24 protein-coding genes are annotated in these 25,937 nt (G+C 37.6%); 14 read left to right on the top strand and 10 right to left on the bottom strand.

Going from position 1 to position 25,937, the window contains the following annotated elements; genetic code table 11:
- Positions 1-238: 238 nt before the first annotated feature.
- Positions 239-1,666 carry a hypothetical protein gene (locus tag ELS83_RS01420; protein WP_171593726.1) on the top strand — a complete coding sequence of 476 codons (1,428 nt, stop codon included), beginning with the start codon at positions 239-241 and terminating at the stop codon, positions 1,664-1,666.
- Between the two features lie 16 nt (positions 1,667-1,682).
- Here ELS83_RS01420 and ELS83_RS01425 read toward each other — a convergent pair whose 3' ends face one another.
- A complete protein-coding gene (locus ELS83_RS01425) occupies positions 1,683-2,294 on the bottom strand; it encodes a leucine-rich repeat domain-containing protein (protein WP_171593727.1) in 612 nt (203 codons plus the stop codon).
- Between the two features lie 143 nt (positions 2,295-2,437).
- Between ELS83_RS01425 and ELS83_RS01430 the strand changes: the two genes are divergently transcribed.
- Both ELS83_RS01430 and ELS83_RS01435 read left to right on the top strand, forming a co-directional pair.
- Complete coding sequence (locus tag ELS83_RS01430) at positions 2,438-3,997, top strand: YjjI family glycine radical enzyme (protein WP_216616309.1); 1,560 nt, start codon at positions 2,438-2,440, stop codon at positions 3,995-3,997.
- Positions 3,972-4,829 carry a YjjW family glycine radical enzyme activase gene (locus ELS83_RS01435; RefSeq protein ID WP_171593728.1) on the top strand — a complete coding sequence of 286 codons (858 nt, stop codon included), beginning with the start codon at positions 3,972-3,974 and terminating at the stop codon, positions 4,827-4,829. The genes ELS83_RS01430 and ELS83_RS01435 overlap by 26 nt, the downstream gene beginning before the upstream one ends.
- Positions 4,830-4,842: 13 nt before the next feature.
- Here ELS83_RS01435 and ELS83_RS01440 read toward each other — a convergent pair whose 3' ends face one another.
- Positions 4,843-5,028, bottom strand: a complete 186-nt coding sequence (locus tag ELS83_RS01440; RefSeq protein ID WP_171593729.1) for a hypothetical protein — start codon at positions 5,026-5,028, stop codon at positions 4,843-4,845.
- A gap of 108 nt (positions 5,029-5,136) precedes the next feature.
- Here ELS83_RS01440 and ELS83_RS01445 point away from each other — a divergent pair, with 108 nt between their 5' ends.
- Positions 5,137-5,526 (top strand): FKBP-type peptidyl-prolyl cis-trans isomerase, encoded by a 390-nt coding sequence (locus ELS83_RS01445; RefSeq protein ID WP_171593730.1) that lies wholly within the window; start codon positions 5,137-5,139, stop codon positions 5,524-5,526.
- A 122-nt stretch (positions 5,527-5,648) separates the two neighbouring features.
- Here the strand turns inward: ELS83_RS01445 and ELS83_RS01450 are convergent, their stop codons facing one another.
- Positions 5,649-6,164, bottom strand: a complete 516-nt coding sequence (locus tag ELS83_RS01450; RefSeq protein WP_171593731.1) for a DUF2892 domain-containing protein — start codon at positions 6,162-6,164, stop codon at positions 5,649-5,651.
- Positions 6,165-6,439: 275 nt separating this feature from the next.
- On the opposite strand from ELS83_RS01450, the gene ELS83_RS01455 reads away from it, so the two are divergent.
- Positions 6,440-8,893 carry a DUF294 nucleotidyltransferase-like domain-containing protein gene (locus tag ELS83_RS01455; RefSeq protein ID WP_171593732.1) on the top strand — a complete coding sequence of 818 codons (2,454 nt, stop codon included), beginning with the start codon at positions 6,440-6,442 and terminating at the stop codon, positions 8,891-8,893.
- A 3-nt stretch (positions 8,894-8,896) separates the two neighbouring features.
- Here ELS83_RS01455 and ELS83_RS01460 read toward each other — a convergent pair whose 3' ends face one another.
- From ELS83_RS01460 to ELS83_RS01470, 3 genes are all read right to left on the bottom strand, one after another.
- Positions 8,897-9,577, bottom strand: a complete 681-nt coding sequence (locus ELS83_RS01460; protein ID WP_171593733.1) for an LbetaH domain-containing protein — start codon at positions 9,575-9,577, stop codon at positions 8,897-8,899.
- Entirely contained in the window at positions 9,564-10,397 is an 834-nt protein-coding gene (locus ELS83_RS01465; protein WP_171593734.1) for a beta-keto acid cleavage family enzyme, read from the bottom strand. Before ELS83_RS01465 ends, ELS83_RS01460 begins: the two co-directional genes overlap by 14 nt.
- A 183-nt stretch (positions 10,398-10,580) precedes the next feature.
- Positions 10,581-10,880 (bottom strand): hypothetical protein, encoded by a 300-nt coding sequence (locus ELS83_RS01470; protein WP_171593735.1) that lies wholly within the window; start codon positions 10,878-10,880, stop codon positions 10,581-10,583.
- 206 nt (positions 10,881-11,086) lie between these two features.
- Between ELS83_RS01470 and ELS83_RS01475 the strand changes: the two genes are divergently transcribed.
- Positions 11,087-12,136: a quinone-dependent dihydroorotate dehydrogenase gene (locus ELS83_RS01475; RefSeq protein ID WP_171593736.1), complete on the top strand. Its 1,050-nt coding sequence runs from the start codon at positions 11,087-11,089 to the stop codon at positions 12,134-12,136.
- 142 nt (positions 12,137-12,278) lie between these two features.
- On the top strand, positions 12,279-14,306 hold the full coding sequence (locus tag ELS83_RS01480) for a tetratricopeptide repeat protein (RefSeq protein ID WP_171593738.1): 2,028 nt from the start codon (positions 12,279-12,281) through the stop codon (positions 14,304-14,306).
- A gap of 4 nt (positions 14,307-14,310) precedes the next feature.
- Here ELS83_RS01480 and ELS83_RS01485 read toward each other — a convergent pair whose 3' ends face one another.
- A complete protein-coding gene (locus tag ELS83_RS01485; protein WP_171593739.1) occupies positions 14,311-14,766 on the bottom strand; it encodes a 3-oxoacyl-ACP synthase in 456 nt (151 codons plus the stop codon).
- A gap of 146 nt (positions 14,767-14,912) precedes the next feature.
- Here ELS83_RS01485 and ELS83_RS01490 point away from each other — a divergent pair, with 146 nt between their 5' ends.
- The 5 genes from ELS83_RS01490 to ELS83_RS01510 all read left to right on the top strand — a co-directional run bounded on the left by ELS83_RS01490 (position 14,913) and on the right by ELS83_RS01510 (position 19,844).
- Positions 14,913-15,515, top strand: a complete 603-nt coding sequence (locus ELS83_RS01490) for a porin family protein (RefSeq protein WP_171593740.1) — start codon at positions 14,913-14,915, stop codon at positions 15,513-15,515.
- 99 nt (positions 15,516-15,614) lie between these two features.
- Positions 15,615-16,703: a helix-turn-helix domain-containing protein gene (locus ELS83_RS01495; RefSeq protein WP_171593741.1), complete on the top strand. Its 1,089-nt coding sequence runs from the start codon at positions 15,615-15,617 to the stop codon at positions 16,701-16,703.
- A 128-nt stretch (positions 16,704-16,831) separates the two neighbouring features.
- Positions 16,832-18,325, top strand: a complete 1,494-nt coding sequence (locus tag ELS83_RS01500) for a reductive dehalogenase (RefSeq protein ID WP_171593742.1) — start codon at positions 16,832-16,834, stop codon at positions 18,323-18,325.
- Positions 18,326-18,353: 28 nt separating this feature from the next.
- The gene (locus ELS83_RS01505) at positions 18,354-18,644 is read left to right on the top strand and encodes a hypothetical protein (RefSeq protein WP_171593743.1); all 291 of its coding nucleotides are present in this window, start codon (positions 18,354-18,356) and stop codon (positions 18,642-18,644) included.
- Positions 18,645-18,716: 72 nt separating this feature from the next.
- Positions 18,717-19,844: an FMN-binding protein gene (locus ELS83_RS01510; protein WP_171593744.1), complete on the top strand. Its 1,128-nt coding sequence runs from the start codon at positions 18,717-18,719 to the stop codon at positions 19,842-19,844.
- A 339-nt stretch (positions 19,845-20,183) separates the two neighbouring features.
- Here the strand turns inward: ELS83_RS01510 and ELS83_RS22415 are convergent, their stop codons facing one another.
- From ELS83_RS22415 to purT, 3 genes are all read right to left on the bottom strand, one after another.
- The gene (locus ELS83_RS22415) at positions 20,184-21,014 is read right to left on the bottom strand and encodes a YecA family protein (RefSeq protein WP_283242707.1); all 831 of its coding nucleotides are present in this window, start codon (positions 21,012-21,014) and stop codon (positions 20,184-20,186) included.
- A 287-nt stretch (positions 21,015-21,301) separates the two neighbouring features.
- On the bottom strand, positions 21,302-22,213 hold the full coding sequence (locus tag ELS83_RS01520; RefSeq protein WP_171593745.1) for a hypothetical protein: 912 nt from the start codon (positions 22,211-22,213) through the stop codon (positions 21,302-21,304).
- A gap of 354 nt (positions 22,214-22,567) precedes the next feature.
- On the bottom strand, positions 22,568-23,737 hold the full coding sequence (purT, locus tag ELS83_RS01525) for a formate-dependent phosphoribosylglycinamide formyltransferase (RefSeq protein WP_171593746.1): 1,170 nt from the start codon (positions 23,735-23,737) through the stop codon (positions 22,568-22,570).
- 230 nt (positions 23,738-23,967) lie between these two features.
- Between purT and ELS83_RS01530 the strand changes: the two genes are divergently transcribed.
- Positions 23,968-24,780: an EFR1 family ferrodoxin gene (locus ELS83_RS01530; protein WP_171593748.1), complete on the top strand. Its 813-nt coding sequence runs from the start codon at positions 23,968-23,970 to the stop codon at positions 24,778-24,780.
- 203 nt (positions 24,781-24,983) lie between these two features.
- Positions 24,984-25,931, top strand: coding sequence for an SDR family oxidoreductase (locus ELS83_RS01535; protein ID WP_171593750.1), 948 nt, complete (start codon positions 24,984-24,986; stop codon positions 25,929-25,931).
- Positions 25,932-25,937 lie beyond the last annotated feature (6 nt).

The following is a 25,937-nucleotide window of genomic DNA, read 5'->3' on the forward strand; positions in this document are numbered from 1 at the left end:
GAACTGAAGCCATGACCGTGGCTAATTCTCTATAATCAATAGTTATGCATGGCATTTTAGCTAAGTATCATGCACCTATTGTTAGATAAAAAAGTATCTCTTAATTTTAGGTATCGATTTGTCCAATTAGCTTTGACGTTATACAGTGGGTAAATTACCTTCAAATAAGAATCATGCTAGCATTCTTAACTTTTAAATCTAATTACATAAAACAGCCAAAACTCCTTCACACTTCTCAATGACAACCAGAAATGTTATTCTAAAAGTTAAATTCCCAAAAGTATCAGGCATTCGATTAACAGTGGGCATAGTAATGGGATTGCTGTATTCTTTTGCCTTCTATTCCTTCATGTACATGGTGAGAGAAGGCTTTCGTTTACTTTCTGTTACCGAGGAGTACGATTTGTGGATTTTAAGTGATGAAGAGGTAAACTTCTACAATCTGTTCTTTGCTTTTGTAGCTGTTATTCTCTCACAATCGCTTTGCCTTAGCTTTTGGTTCGATCGACCACAAAAATTAGCCGGCAGTAAAAAATACAGACTCAATGCAATTGTAAATGACCAAAGAGTACTTAATTGGTATTTCCTGAACTGGTTTGCAAAATTGACTCTCTTATTTGCCCTCATGTTTGGAAGTGTTTACCAGGGAGGTTTTTATGTGTTCAGCTTTTATCCCGACTACAAGTTCATTTTCATGCTGATTGTACCAGTTCTTTTTCTACACACATGGCTTACCATCCGATTAAAATTCAAAGGCAATGGCTGGAAGTGGATGTTGGTTTCCATGTGTATTGTTACTGGTCTTTCCATTGGTCTGTCAAAAATTAACCTGATTGATTACAAAGTCATGAATCAATCCTATCTACAGAAGAATATTCGTTACAATTATCAATTTGAATTGGCAGAATCAGACTATAGTGAAACCTTCTATCCTACCTATTTTACAAAGAAGATCTATATGGTGAAATCGAGAAGTAAAAAGGAAACTGCACCACTGCTAATCGTAGATCAAGAGGAAATCGAAATGGTTCAGTTACATGAAAAAATTCTGGATTGGCAATCTACCCAAGAATATTATGACATAGAACGCATCATTTTTCAATTGCATATCCATAAGAATATAAAGGTAGGTGATCTCCAGCAATTGAAACAGGCATTGGCAAAATTGGGGGCAAGAAAAATTGCCTATGCATATCTTCCAAAGACACGGGAATACGATTCAAGATATTATAGAAATTTTGCACTCCAATCGCGCATTACAGATTGGGAAACAAGCTGGTTTCCTCCAAAAGAGGTTTACAAACACATGAATCGTCATGAAAATATCATAAAGGTCACGCAAAACTCAGAGGGCCAATGTTTCATTAATGGGAACAGGGTAAAGCTATCAATGCTTAAACAAAACTTAAAGCTACTCATTCTTAGCAATACAGATTATGTGATTCGATACGAGGTGAATGATAATATCGATTTTGCAGATTACTTTAGCGTGATTTCCGAATCAAGAGCTGTTATTAATGAATTGAGAAATGAATATTCAAAGGCCTTATACTCCAAGCCATTCATCGATTTGTATTATGAATATCAAAATGATGTAAAAAAGAAATACCCATTTTCATTTTTCGAACTGACCAGCGATTTTCAAAAAAGGCTTCACCAGGAGTAAATGATTCTTGTGAAATCTAGATCCATAACTTCTCTACTGCGGCCATATCATCAGGAATGCTTTCGATGGCATTTTCCATGATATTCAGTTCCTTCAATTGATGATCTTGAATCAAATGAAAAGGAAGCTCTTTCAATTGGTTATTTCTTAAATAGACATTGGTAATAGAATTGGAATTCAGGATATGCTCAAGCCCACCAGTAAGCATATTGTCGGTAAAATCGATAAGCTCAAGTCTTTTGCACTCCCCAATAATTTCCGGTACAACAGTAAATGCATTGTTCCCAAGATACAGTTTAATCAGGTGAGGTAATTCTGCCATTTGCCCAGGTAGTTCTTTCAACTCATTGTTTCGAATATCAAGACATGTTACAGTCTCCAGGCCAGAAATGCTCTCAGGAATGGATTCCAACCTGTTTTCCTGGATATCCAAAAACTCAAGATGTTTTAATTTGAACAAAGCAGGAGGCCAATGGCCTTTTAAATTGCACTTTGCGATATTCAGATGTGTTACCTGCCCTAAGTCATTCAGCTGGTAACCTTTAATTAACCAGTTTACCTTCCTAACTTGCTTTAGCTTTCTGTTAATCTGGTTGGATAAATCCTCAATTATCTGTATATCTTCCATTTAAAGTGTGTCTGCTGTGTTTTTTCAATTGCAAATTAGCAAAAAGTTTAAGATATCTACCAAACAAAATAATCATTCAGAATAAATTTTTGGGGATGTACATTCCTCTACTGCCTTCTTTTTGCCTATTTTTGAGGCATAAAATGAGAAAGAACATATCAATGGAAGATTTTAACAAAAGGGCATTTCAGGTCATTACAGATGGCAATTTGGATTACCGTCAGAAGAAACACCACCTTGCTTATATTGCAGAAAGTTCACAAGCTTATCCAGAAGTTTCGGCAGAAGCGAAAGAAGCTTTGGAGAAGAAGATTATTTGCGATTTATTTGAAGGTAATGCCCCTTACCGTCCTAGATATGTACTTCCAGATTATGCTCTAGCCATGAAAAATGGGATCGATTATCTTGAACTGGAAGCTCCAAAAGATTTCGATGAAGCCATCAACTTTTTATCGATTTTATATGTTCAGGTTCCTTCAATTACAGGATATTCGGTTTATCTTGGCAATATCGATCAACTCTTACTGGATTATGTAGGTGATTTATCGGAAGAGGAAATCTATAAAAAGATGAAGTTATTCTGGAGATTTATTGATCGTACTTTGCCTGATGCATTTGTACATATTAATATTGGTCCTGAGGACAATATCATCGCAAGAGTAATTCTGAGAATTGAAAGAGAATTGAAGCAGGTTGTTCCTAACCTTACGCTTAAATACGATCCTGAAATCAGCTCGGACGAACTTCTTTTGGAAGCCACAAAAACGGTATTCGAAGTGGCCAAGCCTCATATTGCCAATCATCCGATGACAGCAGCAGATTTTAAAGGCAATTATGGTGTGGTAAGCTGCTATAACTCTCTGCCCGAAGGTGGAGGCTCGCATACCCTGGTTCGTTTAAATTTGAAAAAGATATGTGATCTGCATCAAGGAGATTTGCAGGATTTCCTATCCAATACATTGAAGAAATACTGTATAATGACACTGGATATTATCGAAGCAAGATCGAAATACCTGGTGGAAACCGTAAATTATTATGAAACAGATTTCCTGGCCAAAGAAGGAATTATTTCGCTTGAGAATTTCTCGGCCATGTTTGGTTTTTACGGCTTGGCAGAATGCGTAAACCAGTTGATGAAAAAGAGCGGAAGTCAATCGGAATATGGGAAAGATGAAGATGCCAACCAATTGGGTCACCTGATTCTGGAGGAAATGAAAAAAATAGTTGATGCCCGTGAATTGCCTTACTGTGAAGCGAACGAAGGAAAAGCTTTCTTTCATTCACAATCGGGAATTGATATCGATATAGAAGAAACTGCAGGGGCAAGAGTTCCCATTGGCAGTGAACCTGATATCTATTCACACATTCAGGCCGTTGCTCCACATCACCATTTGTTTACAGGTGGAATTAGCGATATTTTCCATTTTGATGATACCATAAAAAGAAACCCTGAAGCGGTTCTTGATATTGTAAAAGGAGCATTTAAAAAAGGGATGAGAATGTTCACCTTTAATTTATCGGACAGCGAATTTATCAGAATCACTGGATATTTGGTAAGAAGAAGCGACCTGAAAGAATTCCGCGAGGAAGGTTCACGCTATGGCAGTGCCTTATTTGCAGCCAATTCTATGGACAATGCAAATGTTGATTGTAGAGTATCGAAAAGAGTACTTTCTCATGAGCAAGTTGCAGGCAAATATTAGTGGAATCATTAAGTCGAGTGTAATCGACGGACCGGGAAACCGAATGGTGATTTTTTTCCAGGCTTGCAATTTAAACTGCTTGTACTGTCACAATTCACACACCATCGGCTTGTGCAATTTGTGTGGCATTTGTGTAGATGCCTGCCCTACAAACAGCTTGCAAATCGACACCGAGAATAAACGAATCTTACACCAGGAAAACACTTGTATGCGTTGCGATAGCTGCATCAAATCCTGTCCCGAAAACAGCAGTCCGTTCTACAAAAAGATGTCAGTAGAGGAAATCGTTTCTGAAATTCATAAAGTAAGAGATTTTATATCTGGCATTACTGTATCGGGTGGTGAAGTTATGCTGCAGGTCGATTTTTTACGGCTTCTTTTTCAAACGATCAAGTCGGATAAGGAACTAAGTCACTTATCCATCCTGATTGATTCCAATGGCAATATTGCACAGGATAAATGGGATTCTATCTTGCCTTTTACCGATGGAGTAATGCTTGATTTAAAGGCTTTTTCTCAGGAAAATCACAAAAAGATTACGGGTTATTCCAACGAAACGATTTTAGAGTCAATTCAATACCTGGATAAGAGAAAGAAACTTAAAGAGCTTCGCTTTGTTTTGGTCAAAGGCATGAACAATCATGAAGATGAGCTCAGAAAAGTATCCCAATTCATGAGCTCTGTGTCTGCTTCGGTTGGCAAAAGCATTATCAAAATGCGGAAACATGGTATCAGAGATGAGTATGCTTTTGTAGAGGAGCCCAATGCGGATGATATGGAAATGGCTCGGAACATATTTGAAGAATCAGGATTGAATGTGCTGATGATTTAAAAAATCACGGAACTTACCAGTGATAAATCAATAAATACAAAAGCAGAAGTGGAACAATTAGTAGAAAGCCAAACCAGGCATTCGATTTGTTCTGACAAACCATCATGTATTTTGGTCTCTCTTTTCCAGTAATTATCGACTGAATGTACAGAATCACAAATCGGATTCCTCCACCGATAAAACAAAAGATTGGATGCATAATTTGAATTCTTAAATCGTAAAAGTGATTAAAAGTACAAAATAAATGAAGGCAGCATAAATTTGAATATTTAAATCTCTACTTTTAAAGTATCAAGTCAAAGGTATTATGAAGAAAAACAAGTTCAGACAATTGAACGATGATGAGATTCAATCATACATCAAAAAAAATAAACTGGAAGCAATTCAAACTCCTTCTGGATTGTATTACCTCATCGTAAACCAGGGAGATGGCAAAAATCCTACTCCTGATTCGAATGTATCCATTGCCTACATTGGTTACCTTACCAATGGCAATATTTTCGATAAAAGTGAAGAGCTGGAAATTAACTTGTCGGTTGTGATTGAAGGCTGGAAAGAAGGCTTGTCTTTTTTCAAAGAAGGAGGCGAAGGCATTCTGTTAATCCCCTCTCATTTGGCTTACGGAAGTACCGACTATGGGGCAATTCCCGGAGGATCAGTATTAATATTCGACATTTTTTTGAATAAGGTTTTCTAAAAGCGATGCGGAGGATTGTGCCCTCCCACTTCCAAAATCCCAATTAACAAAAAAAGCTGTCTAAGAAGTAGTTGTGATCAACAACTTTTCAGACAGCCTTTTAAATATCTTCTCAAAGCGTATTAGATTCTCTTCATCATATGTTCTACTTCTTTAATTTGAGCAGATAACATTTTTTGTTTGTCTAAACTTTTTGCTTCCTGCAAATAGTATTTAGACAATTTTTTGTTTCTTCTGGATAGATAAATTCCTGAAAGGTTAAGGTTTGCCACCGCTTTATCAGTTTTCATTCTAAGTCCGGTGTTCAAAGCTTTTTTGAATTGCTTTTCAGCTTGCGAATTGTTGTGTTCCTGCGAACTGATTAATCCTGACAGGTAATAATAATATGCTTCCTGGCCTTTAATCATTCTCTCAGGGCGTTTTACACCGTTCAATACTTTTCCGGCCGATTGAAACTTATTTTTTCTCAAAAAATAGAAAGCAAGCAAGTTTTTCTCGTTCTTAAAATGAAACAGAACAAACAATCCTGATAGCAGCACGGCCACTATTCCCAATCCAACAAAACTTTTAATAAACAGGAAGATTGAACCCAACAGTAAAATTCCAGCAATAATCAATCTTATAATGTTAGTCAACATGATATGTATTTTTAAATTAGCACTACAAAACAAAGAAATTTTTGTTAAAAAGCAAGAGGGAAAAGCAGGTGTTTTACATTTTAATTATTCCTTATATTTAGCACTGTTCATATATATGATTACAAGTATTTGAAAGCTAGCCAAACACAATTTTTGATTCTAAATTTTGGGTAATTTTACCAAGATGAATAATTGTTTCCGACAAATAAGTTTTACTATATTTACCTGTATACAATTGGTAGCTTATACCTACACTGCCTCAAACTTCTAAATACATGAAAAAAGCCAATAATAAGTTCATTTACAGCATTGTAATTCCAACCATTCTTGCAATCACGATGTTTGTAATCACTTTCTATGTTATCCTTATTCCTCTATTTGAACGAAGCATGATGGATCGCAAGAAAGAGATGATACTGGAACTCACCAATGCTGCCTGGAGTGTTTTATCGGAATACCAGGAAGCCTATCACAATGGCGAAATCAGTTTGGAAGAGGCCAAAGAGAAAGCCTCGGAACATGTTGGCAAAATGAGGTATGGCAACGAACAAAAGGATTACTTCTGGATCATTACCAACAGTCCTAAAATGGTGATGCATCCCTACCGTCCTGATTTGAATGGCAGCGATCTTTCCAATTTCTCGGACAATCATGAAAACAAGCTTTTTGTGGATGCAGCCGAACTGGTAAAGAACGAAGGAGAAGGATTTATTCAGTACTACTGGCAATGGAAGGACGATGCCTCTAAAATATCACCAAAGCTTTCGTATGTAAAAGGGTTTTCGGAATGGAACTGGGTTATTGGAACAGGGATTTACCTGGATGATGTGAGGATGGAAATCAAGGAATTGAAAAAGACTTTGCTAAAAATTTCCTTTACCATTATCTTATTTGTTGCCTTTATTCTCTTGTATGTATTGCGTCAATCGCGAATTATCGAAGAAAAAAGGTTAAAAGCTGAAAAGCAATTGCTTTCCTCTATACAGAAATACAAAAGCCTTGTAAATGCATCTACCGAAGGCACACTAATGGTAGTCAATAAAAAGGTAGTTTTTTCAAATACCAAATTCACACAACTTTTTGAGCACGATGAAATTATTGGATCAAAATTCTCGGAGCTTTTTCAAATGAGCTGGAATGATTTGGCTGATATGATCGAAAATCCGAAGAAAACATCCACTTTCGAAACTGAATTGGTGAATGCTCGAGCTGGATTGGAAAATGTGATCATATCGGTAACCCAGATTCAATTGTCTGGAGAAATTGGTTACATCATTGTGGCCAAGAATGTAACCGAAAAGAAGCGCATAAGACTGGATGCCAACAAAATGTCTGAAGACATTCAGCTTTCGCTACAATTGATGAATCAGCCTATTGATAACCTGATTCGAAAGAATGTTTGCTGCAATCTAAGCACTCCAATTCACGAGGCGGCCAAATTAATGACTGAACAAGAGTGCAGGTTGATCTGCATCAAAGAGAATGGACAGGTAATTGGTATTGTTACCGATACCGATTTAAGAAGCCGTGTTCTTGCTCAGGAGAAAAGTACAAATAAAGTAGTGGCAAGCATCATGTCGGCTCCTGTGGTTAGCATCAAGAAGGATGCGCTTTTATACGAAGCCATATTAAGATTCAAGCAAAGCAATGTTTCCCACCTATTAATTGAAGACAATCATGGGGAAATTATTGGGAATATCAGTAGCAGGCAGTGTCATGAAATGCAGCAAAATTCATTGACCCACCTGATCAACCAGATTAATGAATGCAGCACGGTGGAAAGCATCAAACGCATTCACAATAAGGTTCCGATTCTAATTCAGGCTGTATTTACCAGTTCTGAGAATATCAATAGTGTTTCGCGAATTATTACCGCCATTGCCGATGCCATTACATCAAGGATTATTGAATTGGCCATTCGCGAAGTAGGTCAGGCTCCATGCGAATTTGCCTTTATTACCATGGGTAGCGAAGGACGTTCGGAACAAACTTTAAAAGCCGATCAGGACAATGCCATCATATTTGCAGAAGAGAGCGAGGACAACAAAGCCTACTTTTTAAGATTATCCGAAATTATTAATGAAAACCTACATGCAATTGGCTATTCTCGTTGTAAGGGAGATTTAATGGCTGGAAATCCTGAATGGTGTAACTCTCTGTCGATCTGGAAAGATTACTTTTCACACTGGATCAATAATCCGGATATCCCAAATGTTTTGGATAGCTCTATTTTCCTGGATTTAAGAACTATTTATGGAGAAAATCACCTGGTGGATCAATTGTTTGAGCATGTGTATACCGAATTGGAACACAACCAGGAGTTTTACAACCAAATGGCCAAAACCGTGATTGGTGTTAAGCCTGCCATGGATAAAAAATCGGTAAACATTAAGAAATTTCTTCAACCTATTATCGGGTATTTAAGAATACATGCCTTGTACCATTCGGTGCGGGAAACCAATAGTTTGTTGCGCATGAACGAACTTATGGCATTGGGCGTACTGAGCGAGAAAAATGCCGACGAAATTGAAGCCATGTATAATTTCCTGATGCACCTTAGATTAAAGTGGCAGGTAAATTTGATTCTCGACAACGATTGGCCCGAGAATGATGTACTTCTAAAGCATCTTACTGAGATTGACAAGAGTACTTTTAAACGAATCGAAAAGGAAATTGCATCCCTTCAGGACGAATTGAAATCGGCATTTAAAATTTCTGAATACCAATAAAATTCAGTCGATCTGAATGTTCCAAATGTCATTCTTTCGGATCACCTTACAAGGATTTCCGAAAGCAATGCTGTTTGGTGGTATATCTTTGGTAACCACACTACCCATGCCAACAAAAGTGTTGTCGCCAACAATTACATTGTTCTTGAAAATAGCGCCTGAACCAATTTCACATGCATTTCCGATTTGTACATTCCCAGAGGTGATTACACCTGGATTGATATCGCTGAAAGCACCTATTTTATTGTGATGACCAATTTTTGCACCTCTCTTTATACTTACACCAAACCCAATAGAAGTTTGGGCACTGATCACGCATTGATGATCGATCAAAACAGCCTGTTCGAGAATGCTGCTATAACTAAGAATAGATGAATCGGCAATTAAATTATTATAATCCTCCTGCTTAACAAAGTGTAAAAAATCACGATAAATCGGATATTTGTTCTTTGGACTGGCCACACCAAAATAAATGCTTACATCAGTTTTAATTTTTTCGATTTCTCTGATATCAAATTTTACTTCCTGTGTTGGTGTAGATGCATTTGCCTGCATCTCCATATTCAGAAAGACATCTAAATTGAAATCATGATCGCCATTGAAATGAATGAGGTCGTGCAGCACACAAATCCAATTTTGATCGAAACCAAGAAGTTGATACGTACTTTGATTAGTTTGCTTCATTTCTAAAACCTAGTTTGCCAAATTCTTTGGGTGAATAACATTTTTTACCATGAATTTCAATTAAAGAATGAACGCGTTTAACCAGCTCAATATTGGTACTGTGGCGCGATCGATTCTCATCCCACCAAATATTGTCTTCCAAACCAACACGTACACCATATCCCATGCCAATGGCAGCGGAATTTACGGTAAGCTGATCGGCTGCCAATCCGGCCAGGCCAATATAATGCGTTTCGGGTATTTCAGCCAATGCGGTTCCAATCTGTTGGAAACTGGCCTGGAAACCAGCAATATTCCCAAAAAGTAAGTTCCAGTAAAATGGTCCTTCAATCAAACCTTTTTTAATCAGGTATTTTCCATAATTGATCATGCCCAGATCGAAGCACTCTAATTCCGTGGTGACACCATAGTCTTTCATTTTTTCGGCCAGGCGCTGAACCATATCCGGGGCATTCACCGAAGCCTGCTTCACAAAGTTCAAACTACTCAATGTTAGCGAACACATATCAGGCTTTAATTCAATAACTTCTGATCGTTTTTCGAATTCGGGAAAATTTCGACCTGATGTACTTCCGCAAATAATAAGATCGGGACAATGCTTGCGAACGCCTTCAAAAATATCGCGGTATATATTCTTCTTATAGGTGGGAATGCCATCGTCTTGCCTGGCATGCAAGTGGGCAATGGTAATTCCTATTTCGTAAGCCTCGTGGGTTTGTTCGATAATTTCCTGGGGAGATACTGGAACAAAGGGAGTCATGTCCTTGGTTGGAACCATTCCGGTTGGACAAAAATTGATTATGATTTTGCCGTTTCTCATGTGTTATATAGTTATAAGGTACACAAATAAATATACAACATTTTTCCTTTTTATAGTAATTATAAATAAGACTTAACACACATTCTATCTGACATTTAACTATTCTTAAACAAGAAAAGTTGCGGCCTAAAAAACCTCCTTTTTTAATGAAAAGGAGGTCAATCTCATATCGGATAAAAATTACTATTCTGCACCAATTGATTTTCTGAAACGAAGTGCTTTTTCTCTGAAATCGTCAAACTCTCCGTATTCAATAAATCGGCTCACTCTCCCATTGCATTTTTTGCAAGTTCCTTTAATCAGAATGTCATTCATATCATTCAGGAAATTCTCCTTTACGTCTACGCCTTTCACGCACATTTCCTTACAGTGTACACAATAAGTTCCTTCCTGCACGATGTAATCGTAAGCAGCCTTTTCTTCTTCGTCTAAAAGAACATGTAATTGGAATTGATTGAGCTTAATCTCACTGAACTTACTCATTTTTTGATATTTAGTCTTTAGGTAGTAGTATTTAATTGTAAGGCAAATTACTTTAACGAAGGTAGGAATATTCTAATTTATGACAAATTATTTTTCTGATTTTTATGAAGATGTGAATAAAATCACCTCTTAGAGGCATTATTTCGGACCAGCGAGTCTTTTTCTAAAGAATTTCATTATATCTTTGTTTTAAACAATAAGCAAAAATGAGTTTATACAAAAAAATAATCCGCCCAATATTAATTCAATTCGATGCTGAAAGCATTCACAAATTCACCTTCTCCTGCTTTAGGATCTTTCAAAAAATTGAGCCTGTCCGTAGCTTGTTTTCAGCCCTATTCAATACAAAGCATCCGAATTTAGAGCGAAGGTTGTTCGGCCTTACATTTCCCAACCCAGTAGGATTGGCCGCTGGACTTGATAAAAATGCCGAAGCTTTCGACATATTGGGAAGTATGGGCTTTGGGTTCATCGAAATTGGAACCTTAACGCCAAAAGGCCAGGAAGGAAATCCAAAACCTCGCCTATTTCGCTTTGTAAACGATAAGGCCATTGTAAACCGAATGGGCTTTAATAATGATGGGGTGTTAGAAGCCGTTGAGCGATTAAAGAAAAAGAAAACCAAAGTAATTATTGGTGGAAACATTGGAAAGAATAAGGTAACGCCTAATGAATTGGCCAGCGATGATTACATCAATTGTTTTGAAGCCTTGTATCCATATGTAGACTATTTTGTGGTGAATGTTAGCTCGCCAAATACGCCAAACCTTAGAGCACTTCAGGATAAAGAACCACTTAAAAATATCCTGAACAAATTAATGAGCCTAAATAAAATTAAAAGCAAAAAGAAACCTATTCTTTTAAAAATTGCCCCGGATTTAAATGAAGCTCAACTCGATGACATTGTAGAAATTGTTACCGATACCAAAATTGCAGGCATTGTAGCCACCAACACTACCATTTCGCGTGAAGGACTTCATTATCCGCAAGAGGAAATTGATGCCGTCGGTGCTGGTGGACTGAGTGGAAGACCATTGAAAGAAAAATCCACGGAAGTGATCCGATACATTCACCAAAAATCAAATGGAAGTATTCCAATTATTGGAGTAGGTGGAATTATGACAGCTCAAGATGCTTTGGATAAAATTGATGCTGGAGCTTCCCTGGTTCAAATATATACAGGATTTATTTACAGCGGTCCGAGCTTGATTAAAGACATCAACAAGGCCTTAATTGCCCGATCTGTCAATCAATAAGTATTTTTTAAAAAGCGTACAGATTTTCATAAAAAAGTTAGCCTTTCCAGTCTTGCTCTTTTCTATAGATTATTCGTAAGCAAATTGAGATATTTCCCAATATTTTTTATTTAGATTTAGATTCCTAAGTAAAACGAATATTGTGAGAGAGAATCCGGCTTTTAAATTATTAATCCTTTTTGTCATTGTATTTTATTCTTTCGATGCGAATTGCCAGCAATCGGAACAGGATGTTATCGATTCTTTAAGGATTGTGAATCAAGAAATTAGCAAGCAAAGAGAACTAGTAGACAATTACAACAGAATTGCCATGGCTTTTGGAGCCATAAATATAGATAGCTCATTGCACTACAGCAATAAAAGCAGAATACTTGCAATAGAAATAAACTACCCTAAAGGTTTGGCAGTGTCCCATTCCTATACAGCAAGGGCATCGATACAAACTTCCAATTTAAAAGCAGCCATCGAGAATTTTCATTTGGCACTAGACATTTTTAAGCAAGAGAATGACTCCATTAATATATTGGACACCTACAGTGGATTAAGCTATGTAAGTTCATACGGCAGCAGTCAGTTAAAAACTTTAAACTATAATTTAGAGGCGCTTGCCTATGCCGAAGCTCTAAAAGATACGCTGAAACTTTCAATCATTTACAACAATATTGGCGCTGTATACAAAAGACTTAAAAATTACGATCCTGCCTTAAAGTACTTTCAAAAGTCGCTGAATTTGGATCTGCCCAAAGGGAATCCTACTGCACTTGCAACAGGTTATTCCAATATTGGAGTTTTAAAAGTGGAACACGGCAAATTTCAGGAGGCTGATCACGATTATAAAATGGTGAGAAGGTTCCTTCCAAAAGTCAATAGTGAATATCTAAAAGCCTATTTACATGTTTCCCTATCGGGATATTATAACGGAATCGACGAATTAGATTCTTGTCAATATCATATCAACAAAGCCTACGAGTATAGCATTGATAATAAATACCCTCACATCCGGGCAAGGGTAGATAAACGCCATGGAGAATTGCTCTTAAAGAAGAAGCAATACCAAAAAAGCATAAAACTATTCCAGGAAAGTCTGGATAGATACACCCAGCTTGGATTGCAAGAGGAGTTTCCAACCATTTACAAACTGCAAGCCGAAGCTTACTCCAAACTAGGTTTATATCCTGAGGCGTTTGAGGCATCACGAAAGGAAAATCTCTTTATCGACTCTCTTCAAAGAACGAAGGTTACCAGCATTATGGATGAATTCGAGGAGCAGAACAGAAAAGATGAATTCGCTCGCTTGAATTTGGAACAGGCCCTAAAGGATCAGCAAATTGAGAACACAAAAATACAAATGGACAACAGAACCAATTTGGGTTTGATTAGTATCAGCCTGCTTGTGATCATTATCGGAATTATCGTGTATTTCTATATAAAAACCAAGGAGAGTAACCTGAAGTTACAAGAGAGCGAAGACAGCCTGAAAAGCATGAATGCTTCAAAAGACAAATTCTTCTCCATCATTTCTCACGATTTAAAAAGTCCTTTTAACGCCATTGTTGGTTTTAGTAATGAACTGTCTAACAGCTATGACGATTACAGCAACGATCAACGTAAAATGATGATTGGCATCATCAAGGAAACTTCGGATTCAGCACTTAGCCTGCTCGATAATCTATTGACATGGGCAAGATCGCAGAGTGGGTTTATTCAATTTAATCCCGAAAAAATTCAACTTCACTCCTTGGTAGAAACAAGTATCTCACCATACATGGGTGCTGCCAAAATGAAAAATCTACGCATTCAGAACCTTGTTGCAGAGGATTGCGAAATTTATGCCGATAAGGAAACCACACAAATTGTAATTTCAAATCTTTTCAACAATGCCATAAAATACAATAACACCAATGGTGAAATCATCATTTCATCCATTTCTTCGAAAAATCATATTGAAATATGTATTGCCGATACCGGAATCGGTATGAGTGAAAAAATAAAAGTTGGCTTGTTTAAAATAGAGGAAAATGTACAGCGTCCAGGTACTTCTGAAGAAGAAGGAACCGGACTTGGACTCATTCTTTGCAAAGAGTTTGTGGGCAAAAATGGTGGTGATATTCGTGTTGAAAGCGAAGTAAATTCGGGAAGTTCATTCTATTTTACCCTTCCGACAGCCTAATTGACTAAAGCAATTGTTCTATTGCATAGCTTTTATCTTTAAACTGGACCAGATCACCTTCTTTTTTTCCTTTAAAGGCCTGAACCAAATCCGATTGAAAAGAAACCAATAAATAATTTTTCCCATGAAGTTCGAGTTGGCCCAATCCGCCAATAATATAGAAACGAATATCATTGGTAATCACCAGTGTACCCAATTGTATGTTTTTATTTACCAATTCCGGGTCAACACGATCCAGTAAAGCCATCAACTTTTGGTTGTTTGCCAACTGTCGCATGACTTTTTCCTGTTCGATATGCATCATGGCACGGCCGGTTTCATGCTTGTCTCCTGCTGTACTTTTACTTTCGCTTCCCACCGATTCTTTTAATGAAGCAATGGCTAGTTTGTTTTCATTTATCTTCGATTCGATAAGCGTTTTGGCCAGTTTGTACAAATCAAGTTTGATATTTTTTTCCATGATGATATTGATTTAGGAAGAACAAATTTACAAAGAATTCCACAAGTAAGAAGTCTTCGTTAATAATTCCCTAAATCGATAACAAATACTGGGAATCATCATAAATTATTGTAAATTGGATTTGTTACACTTTAAACATTTAAGAAATGAGAAAATTGTTTGTTCTGATATTGGCAATTGCTCCTATGCTTCTTTCTGCACAGGATTTTAATGTAGGCTTTAGAGGAGGTTTTAATTTAGGAAATTACCAGGGAGAAGATAATGGTGGCAATTACAAATTTGCAGGTTATGCCGGGGCAATGCTCACCTATAATATAAGCGATATCGCAAGTTTACAAACCGAGATTAACTACTCCATGCAAGGTTTTCGCGATCATGTAGATGGAGAATCGGTAAGTGTAGCATTAGATTATATTACAGTTCCTCTTCTAATTCAATTTACGCTACGCAACTTCGAACAGTTTAAATTTTCGCTTGGCCCGCAAATTGGTTATTTGGTTCGCAAGCATGAAGATCCTGAAGATTTGTACAGAATGTCGCCAGAAATGGAATTTTCGATGGGGGCACATGGTGATACCTACGAAGATTTTGACTACGGGGCTACACTTGGAATGGAATATGAAATTAACGATCAGTTTTATATACAGGCGAGGTACTATCATGGAATCAGCAAATTATTTAACGAAGATGCCATTGATTCTGATGCCAAAAACCGAGCCTTTTCACTGGGAATCGCTTATCGTTTATGATGAAATGTAGGTCATAATCCAAGCGCTTTCAACCTGTATTTTGCGATTATTTAAAAAATATTCTACTTTTCGAAAAATCTAAACCATCGCATCGCACGTATGAACATTCCCTACTTGATCATTTTTTGCTCAGCCCAAATCATTGGTTTGATCCTGATTTTGCTGCGTAAAAAGTTCAGAACTCTTCCCAATTTTATCCTGAAGTTGATTTTTATCAATATCATCTCTCACTACTTATACTATTATTTCTTTTACAAAGGATTTATCAGCGAAGACTCCAACTGGCCTTTTGTTGTGGTTCCCATTGCTATTACCGCACCACTGGTTGTTTATTATTATGTGATGTCGGTTCTGTACGGAAAACTCAAATTCACCAAAGTGAGTTTACTACACCTCCTTCCCTATTTGCTAAATGCATTCATATTTGTACTGTACTTTAACAGCACTGAGCTGAAAAGCACTTATTTGCTTTTGGCAAAAAACATTTTGGTTTCCCTTTACATCATCTATCCTGTTTTAATCTTAAAGATGATTGGCAATTTCTATCAACTAAAAGGATTGTCCCTAAACCTCTTCAACTACAATAAGAAAAGAACATTGCTTGTCAAATTACTTTGCGGAATGATGAGCATTCATTTTGTGATTCTCGAAGTGAAAACCAACCTGCCTCTTTTCATTTCTGGTGTGAGTCCAACAATGGATATCATTAACCTGTTCTTTTTAATGCTTTTGGGATATGCCATTAGCTATGTGATTATTAGTGAACCCCGATCGCTGCACTTAAGTACCGAAAAAGTAGGCCTGGGTGGCTTTAAAAAGTACAGCAAATCGAAATTAACAAGAGCTGCTGCAGAACAAAATGTACTTGTTATGAACCAAGTGATGGAAACAGAAAAACCCTACCTGGATTCGGAACTCAACCTTGCCGGATTTTCTCAGCAATGCAAAATCTCTTCACACGAAATATCGGAAACAATTAATGGTTTGATGAACCAGACTTTTAATGATTACATCAACAATTACCGGGTAGAAGAATTCAAAAAATTAGCCGTAGAAGAGAAATATAAAAACTACACCATTCTGGCTTTGGCATTCGAAGCAGGCTTTAAATCGAAGGCCACCTTTAATGCAGCCTTTAAAAAGTTCACCAACAAAACTCCTTCGCAATTTTTAAAAGAATTGGACTAATCCAATATCCAATTTAGGCACAGGATTTTGCGGGTACGATAAAATTAGCAGACGTCCGAAATTATTGGCTTTGTCGCTATATCAGTGTTTTAGCTGCAGTTTTGAACTGTAACAAAAACATTGACACAATGAGTAAAAACGAAAAGCCATCGAAATTAAATCGTAGAGATTTCTTTAAAATTGGAGGAGTTACGGCCGCAGTTGGAGCAACTGCATTAAGCTCCTTACCTGGTAAGACTGCAGCCAAAGAACTCGACAAGCGAATTGTTGATAAAATTGTCACCACTCACGACGATTTTCCTGCTGAAGTAAGATCTGACTATGTGCCACCGCGAAATTGGGACCATGTACAGGCACGTTCCTTTTTTGTAAAGGAAATTAAAGCCATTGGCGAGACGGTAGAAGATGATATTGTTGCAGATGGACAAGCCTTTGTAGAGAAAATGAACTTTGCCTACGACAATGAAAAAGTAGGATACAACCAGGCCGATAAAGCCTTACTGGCTGGAGCCTGGGCTATGAATAACTACTCGGCAGGTCCAAGTCCGGCAGCCATTCCCAATTTTGGTGTTAACTCCTGGGAACAACGCCAGGAGAAAGCTCATTTTGCTCTTTTCGATAATGACTATGTCGTAAAAGAGAAATATCAGTTTACAAACAAACAAGAAGCGTCCAATCAAATTAAAAGAGCAGCCAAACTTTTTGGTGCCGATTTGGTCGGGATTACCAAACGTGATAAACGATGGGATTACAGCAAATTCTTGAATCCTATTCCACCTTTATTCAGAAAGCCATTATTGGCTCCACCCAGCAAGGAGCAAATGGAAGAGCTTCACAATTGGGGACCAGACAAGTTCGTTACCGATTGGAGCGACTTTCCTTTCGAACCCAAAACAGTAATTGTAATGGCCTTTAATATGGACTATGAAGGGATTGCCACCTCTCCGTCTTTCGTGGGAAGTGCTGCTGCAGGAGCAGGTTATTCCGAAATGGCGAAAGTTCCTTACCAGTTGGCAGTATATCTTAAAAACCTGGGATACAACGCTGTTTCGTCGGGGAACGACATGGGCTTAAGTGTTCCATACGCCATTGCTGCCGGTTTGGGCGAAGCATCACGTTTGGGACAGGCAGTGACCTATAAATTTGGTCCAAGAGTTCGATTGGCCAAAGTATACACCGATTTCGAATTTGTGGAATATGACAAACCTAAGTCGTTCGGTGTTATGGATTTCTGTAAAAACTGCATGCGTTGCGCCGATGCTTGTCCGACCAAAGCAATATCCTATGAAAAGGAACCTACTTTTGAACCAACTCATGATAATAAAGAGAATGCCTGGTACAATGTAAAGGGTGTGAAAAAATATCATGTAGATGCGAAAAAGTGTTTCAAACTGTGGGGCGAATTGGGCGACGATTGCGGAATGTGTATGGCCTCATGTCCATACAACAAACCTGATTTTTGGCATCACAGATTGGTGGATAGCATTACGGCTGCTATGCCTGGGCCCGTACACGACCTGATGCGCGAAATGGACGAACTATTTGGCTATGGGAATGTAGAAGACAAGGAATCAATTAAAAAATTCTACAGCCCTGAAGGCAAAAGCTATGACGGACATTAATGAATGATCACAATAAAAATCTAACATCATGATATTTACAGGAATTGAGATACTGTTTTTCTCCTTGGGAGTGCTGAGTACACTTGCCATTGGATTGATCTATTATTACAATCAAAAATTAAAATTTTCTGTCCCTGCCTGGACAACAAGTATTCTGGGTGCTTTTCTCTTTATTTTCGGAATTGCATGGGCTTTTAGCTCTGTTCTCGAAGGAGAGCCAAGGGCTGCCAGTATGGGACTCATTGTTTTTGTGATTCCCTCTTTAATTTTGCTGCTTTTCTCAAGAAAACTGGCAATTAGAAAATCGACAGGCAAATAGTTTTTGTTCATCGAGTAGCGGATTTGGGCACAGTCCAGGTCCCTACTCTTTTCATTTGGTTTACACATTTTCATGAAAAAATATATCAATTGGTTGGCCTACCTGAGCCTCGCATTGGCCTACTTTTATGGTGTTATCTACAAGGAGGATTCTCAGCAAATCCAATCCGTTCATGCCATACAGGATGAGAATATCCGCTTAGGGAAAGAGCATAACGATATTTATCCTGTATACCGGAAAGATAGTCTTATGGGATATCTTGCTTTTGGTACATCGCAGGGATATGGTGGCCCATTGCAGGTTGCTGTTCTGACAAACACCACGGGCGAAATATTAAGTACAGAACTGATTGGCAATTACGAAACGCCGTCCTTTGTGGCCAAGCTTTCGAACAAAAAGTATTACCAACAGTACGCAAACAAAAAATTGTTAGATCGCTTTCAGCTAAAGCAGGATGTTGAAGCAGTATCTGGCGCGACCGTAAGTTCCTTAGCCATTGCCCATGCAGCCCGCGACGCTTCCTACAAAATTGCAAAAGATGTATTTCAGCTTCATCCTCCTGATATTGAGAAAAAATGGAGATTGACAGCAAAAGAAGGCATCATTGCCTTGATCATACTGCTGGCTTTTGTGGGCATCTACATCAAGAGCAAAAAGTTGATCTATTTGAACCTCTTTCTTGGCCTGGTATTCATTGGCTTTCTGTTTAATGCATCGCTTTCTTTAACACATTTTGGTCGCCTTACTTTAGGTTATTTTCCTGATATCCACACCCATGTAGGCTGGTGGTTGTTACTGGCAGCCACGCTCAGTATTATTATTGTTTGGGGAAAGAATGTTTATTGCACGGCAATCTGTCCGTTCAGGGCCAGTCAAATGCTATTGCAGCAGGTATCGGGTATCAATATCAAAATGGATCAAAAAACGGCTAAAATCATGGGCTACACACCAGTTGTTTTAATCTGGCTTTCGCTGATATTGATTTTCATTTCCAAAAATCCCAGTATATCATCCTACGAACCATTTGCCATGTTGTTTTCCCTAAAAGGTGCAGGAATTCAATGGTATATTTTACCAACAGCTTTAATTGGAGCCTTGTTCTTTTCCAATTTCTTTTGCCGATTCTTCTGTCCTGTGGGAGGAATTTTAAATTGGTTGATTGCCCGCAGGAATCAAATTAAAAAACTACTAATTAACTAGATATAAAATGCTTAAACAGATAAAAGTAAGCAAGTCCACACTTGCCGGATTGGCTCTTTATGCCATGTGCTTATTGTCAATCCTGCTCTACCTGGCCGACAATTTTAAATGAGATAAACTTGTAGTTGGCGCTAGGGTTTATAAAATTTCACATGTTGATGCAACAGCAGAAAAATGGATTTGTGACTCAAATCCTATAACTGCGGCGATGCGTGTGGGATTATCATCGCTATTTTCTCTCAGCTTTAAAAAACTGTGAGAAATGTTTATAGATTATCACAAAAAAAGGTTTTACCATCATAATTGGTAAAACCTTTTTGCTTTATTTTTCTGAATGGCTTAAGCCATATTTTTCAAACAACAGTTCTTGTATTTTTTCCCTGAACCACAAGGACATGCATCGTTCCTGTTTATTTTCACATCCTGCTGTATTGGCGATTGTGCCGAAGCAAACATCTGCTCCATATGCTGGTAGTGATTCTTCCATTCAGGATCTCTCATCTCGCAAAAGGCGACACCTTGTTCGTAATCGCTAACTCTTCCTTCCATCACATCGATATAATACTGTAACTCAATGGCCGTATGCTTTCCTTCGAACTTTGGCAGGATCTCTTTGAATTTCTTCAATGTATCTTCTCTTTGCAAATCCCCCAATACACGAATGTAATGATCTACCCAATGAAAGTTTGCCTCATCTAGCATGGAATGAATTCTCTCGAACTGATGATCCTTTGCATAATACAAAGCTTCAAAAGAGAAAATATATGGTGTTTTGTTTTCCTTTTTAATGTTCTCCTCAATAAAGAACAGAACCTTTTCAATGAATGATTCAGGAAACTTCTTTGCCAACAATCCAACCAAATAGACAGCTTGCTCATTCATCAAATCCCAATCTTCTTCGGTCGTAAACATCTCCAGCAATGGTTCAAATAAATCTTCGCTCAGATGCTTTTCGGCCACAACAGCATACCACAAAGGTGCCGGCAACATGATTCTGTGTTTCTCGGAATAATAGACCTCACCCTTATAAGCATTTGTTAAGGCATATACTAGTTTCTTGCTCAATTCTTCACTGCTCTCCTGCTCTCTCAAAAAATCGATTGCCTCGTAAGGTATTCCTGTTGCTTTTGTATCTAAAATTTCAAAAGCTTGTTGTATTGTACGGATCATATTATCATGTTTAGGCCGCAAAGATAAGGAAGAATTAATAATTAGTAATGATTAATGATCAATTATTGGCATGCTTATTATTGGTGCATGGTTATAGAATAAATACGATTAAATAGTGCCTGAAAGGCTTGAATTAAATTAGCCCTTGCAAGGAGATGGAACGACGTCGCACTGATAATAATCCGAGTCTTTAATCTTCGCAACTGCTCCCTTTCCGATCCAGAAATTAGATTGTGATGATATCAAGCTAGTATAATAAGTAATTGATTAATGCGCATAATTCCTTTCTATTTTAAAAAGAACCACTGGCCATTCTCTCCTTGTTCAAAGTGAGAAATAATTGTTTCTTCGTAATGATCGAATGTCACTTTCACTTTCTTTCTAAACTTTCCCTTTTTCCGATAAGCTTTTATAATATTAATCGTACCAGATTTGCTAATTTTCCCACTGCTCCATTTGTAAACAGTATCTGCCGAGTTTCTGCTTAGAAAATGTACGACTTGTTCTTCAGCAACTATTGCATCAGTATGGCTTAATTTGCTTTTTTTGCCAAATACAAAATTTCCTAGTCCTTGTACTGCATATAAAGGTGAAGATACAATGCCTCCCACAAATCCTTTTGAAGCATTTTTACCGATATTGTTTGCAGTTTTATCGGCATTTGCCACTAAAATTTCGGCTTGTTTCATGTAACTTGAAACAGAATCGTTGGTTGTATTTACAGTACTAATCACTTCTGGAATGATTTGCCTAATTGAATCCACTCGAAGCAGAGTTTGGCTCATCGTGATATTGGTGCTATTGATGGTTTCCAAGATTTTTGGAAGTTGTTTGTGAACGGAATCAATACGCTCTAATACAGATGGAATCATATTACCAATAAAATGTGTTTCTGCAATAATTTTAGGGATAGTGCTGTTTTGTAGTTTTTCCGTTTCACTTATGAGCATGGGAATTTTAGATTGTATGTTATCAACTTGAATCGTAACTTCGGGAATGACTTCTAATATTTGCGGAATTCTTTTATTGGTAATACTGTCTATTTGTTCATTAATTAGAGAAGTTTCAGTTATAATAGCAGGAATATTTCCATTTACCTTCAATAATGTGCTTGAGAAATGGAAAATGGAATAGGCCAATGCCAATATTGAAAATCCGATCCAAACTTTTAATACAATTTTAATTTTCTCCACACTCATGCTTTCAAATTTTTTATAAGATTAGCAAACAAAGGCAGACAGGAGCTATCATAATACACAATAAACCAATCTTCTACCCCAAATAATACTTAGCAATACATTCTATTTTTGGAATAAAACCTGCCAAGCCATACACTGTTTTGACGCATTTAATTTTCAGGAGTATAAGTTTATGTATTTCATCATTCTAAACAAGCATTATCGATATACAGTATTTCAGCATCGACATTCGCTACATATTTATCGATTTAAGTTTTATTTCATCTCAATTATTAATTACAAAAATAGGTTTGGCTAATTTTCCAATAAAAAAAGGCGCTAATCAGCGCCTTCCCTTATCTATTTCAAAAAATACTATTTGTTTCTTACGGATACCTTCGCGGCCATTTCTTTGGCTTTTTCTACTGTAGACATCACATCGCTGTCGATAGAATCGTAAGCCAGGGTCACGCCCATTCGGCGATATTCGCGTGTTGTTGGTTTACCGAACAATCTGAAATCTGATTTTGGATAAACCGCAATTTGATCCAAACCTTCGAAAAATGGATTTTCACCTTCCTCTTTGGCAAGGATTACTGAACTTGCTCCTACTCTTTCCAGTGTAATTTCAGAAATTGGCAATCCTAAAACAGAACGACAGTGCAATTCGAATTCTGAGAAATTCTGGGTCCCGGCAAGAGTCACCATTCCGGTATCGTGCGGACGAGGAGACAGTTCTGAAAATACCACACCATCTTCACAAATGAAGAATTCTACGCCCCAGATTCCTGCACCACCCAGTGCTGCCGTAACCTTATCGGCCATTTCCTGCGCTGCTTTCACATCGGCATCGGATATAATGGCTGGTTGCCAGCTTTGCTGATAATCACCTCTCTCCTGCACATGACCAATTGGCGGGCAGAATAAAGTTGGACCATGCTGCTGTGTAACGGTAAGCAAAGTAATTTCGGAGGTAAATTTTACGAAGGCTTCCACAATTACCTCTCCCGAATCGCCTCTACCCTTTGCCCCAGCAATTTCCCAGGCTTTCTGGATATCATCCTTACATTTAACTACCGATTGTCCTTTTCCTGAAGAGGACATCAGAGGTTTTACAACGCATGGCATGCCTACTTCTTCAACTGCAGTATACATCTCTTCCAATGAAGTTGCATACAGGTATTTTGCTGTTCTCAGGCCAAGATCTTTGGCAGCCAAATCGCGAATGGCCCTGCGATCCATGGTAAAATTAGCTGCTTTAGCACTCGGCACTACCTGGATTCCCTGCTTTTCGTAATCGTAAAATCGTTCGGTACGAATGGCTTCAATTTCCGGTACAATCAGGTCTGGTTGGTGTTTGGCTACCACTGCATCAAGTGCTTCTCCGTCGAGCATGTTGATCACCTCAAAGTCGTCGGCCACTTGCATTGCTGGTGCATTTTCGTAGCTATCCACAGCAATTACATTTTGTCCCAATCGTTGAGCAGCTATCACAAACTCTTTTCCCAGTTCTCCCGAGCCTAGTAATAAAATCTTTTTAAGCATAAAATGTCTTTCTAATTAGATAATGGATTTATATCTCTTGTGTTTGGTTGTTCGAGCTGCAAAAATAATAGTTTCTGGTTATGGATTGATAATTCTGAGTAATGAATTGATGGATTTTTTGGGAATAGACAAATATTGTATTCTCTATTAATATCAAGCTCCATTTGTTGGTATTTAATAATTATATTTATTGAAATTGTATTCTATTGTTTCTTCATTCCCATGAAAACATGAAAATTGAATTAAGATATTTTACAGGAACAGGTAATTCATTAAAGGTTTTGCGAAGCTGTGAGACTATTTTTTCTGACTTAGGCCATGCTTGTAATTTGTCTAGAATATCAGTTCCAGAAACTAATTTGCATCAATCAGATTTGATCGGTTTTTGTTTTCCTGTTTATGCTTTCGACATTCCCCGAATCTGTAGGAACTACCTCAAAAGTCTTCGAAAATGCAGTAAGCAACAAGAAGTATTTATTCTTCTAACAGCAGGCGATAAAAATGAAGCTGGATTTGCCATTAAACAGTGTACTAAAATCCTGAAGAAAAGAAATTATAAAATCATCTATTCTGAGGTAATCCAAATGCCTATCAATTGGACCACCTCTCCAAAACCTCCTTTCCCACCTTCAGATGAAGAAGCTGAAAAAATAATCAGTCAGGCTGAAGCCATCAGTCATAAAATTGCCAATGACATAATTAATGGTGTTAAGCATCATCACAAGTTTAACTATCCTAAAAGATATTCAAAACTAAAATTCTATTCCGATTATTTACTATTCAAATATTTGGGGATCCAAAACATGTGGAGATCTTTTGCCATTTATAATACTTGTGATGGTTGTGGACTCTGTGCCAATATTTGTCCGACAAAGAGTATAAAAATGCTTCATAAAAAACCTGAATGGACTAAAACTTGCGAACAGTGCATGAGGTGTGTAAATTTTTGTCCGAAAGAGGCGATTTATCAATCGCATGGTGGAGATACCATAGGGAAGAACAAATACAGGGCACCTGGTTTCAAACCAAAATCTAATAACTGAACTGCCTGTGCATGAAATCTTTCTCGTAACAGACATCGACCCAACTTTTAAACAAATCAAATTAGACTTTAAAACAAAGTCGTCCTTTTCATTTCTACAGACCTTTACATCAAATTAAACAAGTTCGTCTGTTTTAAACTTTCTGATACATCAAATTAATATCAGGAAAACCAATCTAGAGACGAGATATAAATTCTACAGAAATGAATACAAACAAATTTGGTGAACAAGGATGGACTCCTGAAAGATTAGGAAACCTACAAGCTAAAACCTACCTCATAACGGGAGCAAGTGCAGGAACAGGATTGGAAGCATGCAGAATTTTATTGGACAAAGGTGCAGAGGTGGTAATGCTGAACAGGAATGAAGAAAAATCGAATCAAGTAATTGACATGCTTAAGGAACAGTTTGGTGCCGATGCAAAAGTGTCTTTTATAAAAATGGATTTATCCGACCTTACTTCGGTTCGTAATGCAGCCAATGAGGTTCTAAAGAGTGTGAGCAAAATTGAAGCATTGATTTGTAATGCCGCGGTTGCGCAAATCGCCAGGCAACAGGTTACACCAGACGGTTATGAGAGTCATTTGGTAACCAATCATTATGGGCACTTTTTATTGGTGAACCTACTATTTGACAAAGTGGAACAAGGCGGAAAAAGAATTGTGATTGTTTCGAGCAATGGCTATAAAATGGGCCTGAAAACCATTCAGTTTGATGACATGAACTTTGACAAAAATTATCATCCCAATACCACATACTGTCATAGCAAACTGGCACAAATGATGTTTGGCTATGAACTGCAAAATCGAATTATCGAAGCAAACAGGAAAGTAGAAGTTTTTGTTTGCCACCCGGGAGCATCCAAAACATCACTTATTAATAAAAATGCCAGTAGAATGTCGAGAATTCTATTTTCATTAATGGCCATATCGCCAATGGTTCAATCGGCAGAGAAAGGTTCATATCCGGAAGTAATGTGTGCCACAGAAAATCAACTTAAGCAGCTGGCTTACTATGGCCCTACAGGAAAATGGGAATGGGTTGGTCCGGTAGGCGAATGTGTGCTGGAACCTTTTGTTTTGGACAGAGAAGTTGCTACAAGATTATGGGCAGTTTCGGAGAACGAAACAGGTTTAAAATTTGAATTGTAGAGTAAA

Source organism: Marinifilum caeruleilacunae, from assembly GCF_013141825.1.
In the GTDB taxonomy this organism is placed as follows: domain Bacteria; phylum Bacteroidota; class Bacteroidia; order Bacteroidales; family Marinifilaceae; genus Marinifilum; species Marinifilum caeruleilacunae.

Coding starts and splice junctions, on each gene's coding strand:
- ELS83_RS01420 (WP_171593726.1), top strand. CDS start 239: ATGACAACCAGAAATGTTATTCTAAAAGTTAAATTCCCAAAAGTATCA.
- ELS83_RS01425 (WP_171593727.1), bottom strand. CDS start 2,294: ATGGAAGATATACAGATAATTGAGGATTTATCCAACCAGATTAACAGA.
- ELS83_RS01430 (WP_216616309.1), top strand. CDS start 2,438: ATGAGAAAGAACATATCAATGGAAGATTTTAACAAAAGGGCATTTCAG.
- ELS83_RS01435 (WP_171593728.1), top strand. CDS start 3,972: ATGAGCAAGTTGCAGGCAAATATTAGTGGAATCATTAAGTCGAGTGTA.
- ELS83_RS01440 (WP_171593729.1), bottom strand. CDS start 5,028: ATGCATCCAATCTTTTGTTTTATCGGTGGAGGAATCCGATTTGTGATT.
- ELS83_RS01445 (WP_171593730.1), top strand. CDS start 5,137: ATGAAGAAAAACAAGTTCAGACAATTGAACGATGATGAGATTCAATCA.
- ELS83_RS01450 (WP_171593731.1), bottom strand. CDS start 6,164: ATGTTGACTAACATTATAAGATTGATTATTGCTGGAATTTTACTGTTG.
- ELS83_RS01455 (WP_171593732.1), top strand. CDS start 6,440: ATGAAAAAAGCCAATAATAAGTTCATTTACAGCATTGTAATTCCAACC.
- ELS83_RS01460 (WP_171593733.1), bottom strand. CDS start 9,577: ATGAAGCAAACTAATCAAAGTACGTATCAACTTCTTGGTTTCGATCAA.
- ELS83_RS01465 (WP_171593734.1), bottom strand. CDS start 10,397: ATGAGAAACGGCAAAATCATAATCAATTTTTGTCCAACCGGAATGGTT.
- ELS83_RS01470 (WP_171593735.1), bottom strand. CDS start 10,880: ATGAGTAAGTTCAGTGAGATTAAGCTCAATCAATTCCAATTACATGTT.
- ELS83_RS01475 (WP_171593736.1), top strand. CDS start 11,087: ATGAGTTTATACAAAAAAATAATCCGCCCAATATTAATTCAATTCGAT.
- ELS83_RS01485 (WP_171593739.1), bottom strand. CDS start 14,766: ATGGAAAAAAATATCAAACTTGATTTGTACAAACTGGCCAAAACGCTT.
- ELS83_RS01490 (WP_171593740.1), top strand. CDS start 14,913: ATGAGAAAATTGTTTGTTCTGATATTGGCAATTGCTCCTATGCTTCTT.
- ELS83_RS01495 (WP_171593741.1), top strand. CDS start 15,615: ATGAACATTCCCTACTTGATCATTTTTTGCTCAGCCCAAATCATTGGT.
- ELS83_RS01500 (WP_171593742.1), top strand. CDS start 16,832: ATGAGTAAAAACGAAAAGCCATCGAAATTAAATCGTAGAGATTTCTTT.
- ELS83_RS01505 (WP_171593743.1), top strand. CDS start 18,354: ATGATATTTACAGGAATTGAGATACTGTTTTTCTCCTTGGGAGTGCTG.
- ELS83_RS01510 (WP_171593744.1), top strand. CDS start 18,717: ATGAAAAAATATATCAATTGGTTGGCCTACCTGAGCCTCGCATTGGCC.
- ELS83_RS22415 (WP_283242707.1), bottom strand. CDS start 21,014: ATGATCCGTACAATACAACAAGCTTTTGAAATTTTAGATACAAAAGCA.
- ELS83_RS01520 (WP_171593745.1), bottom strand. CDS start 22,213: ATGAGTGTGGAGAAAATTAAAATTGTATTAAAAGTTTGGATCGGATTT.
- purT (WP_171593746.1), bottom strand. CDS start 23,737: ATGCTTAAAAAGATTTTATTACTAGGCTCGGGAGAACTGGGAAAAGAG.
- ELS83_RS01530 (WP_171593748.1), top strand. CDS start 23,968: ATGAAAATTGAATTAAGATATTTTACAGGAACAGGTAATTCATTAAAG.
- ELS83_RS01535 (WP_171593750.1), top strand. CDS start 24,984: ATGAATACAAACAAATTTGGTGAACAAGGATGGACTCCTGAAAGATTA.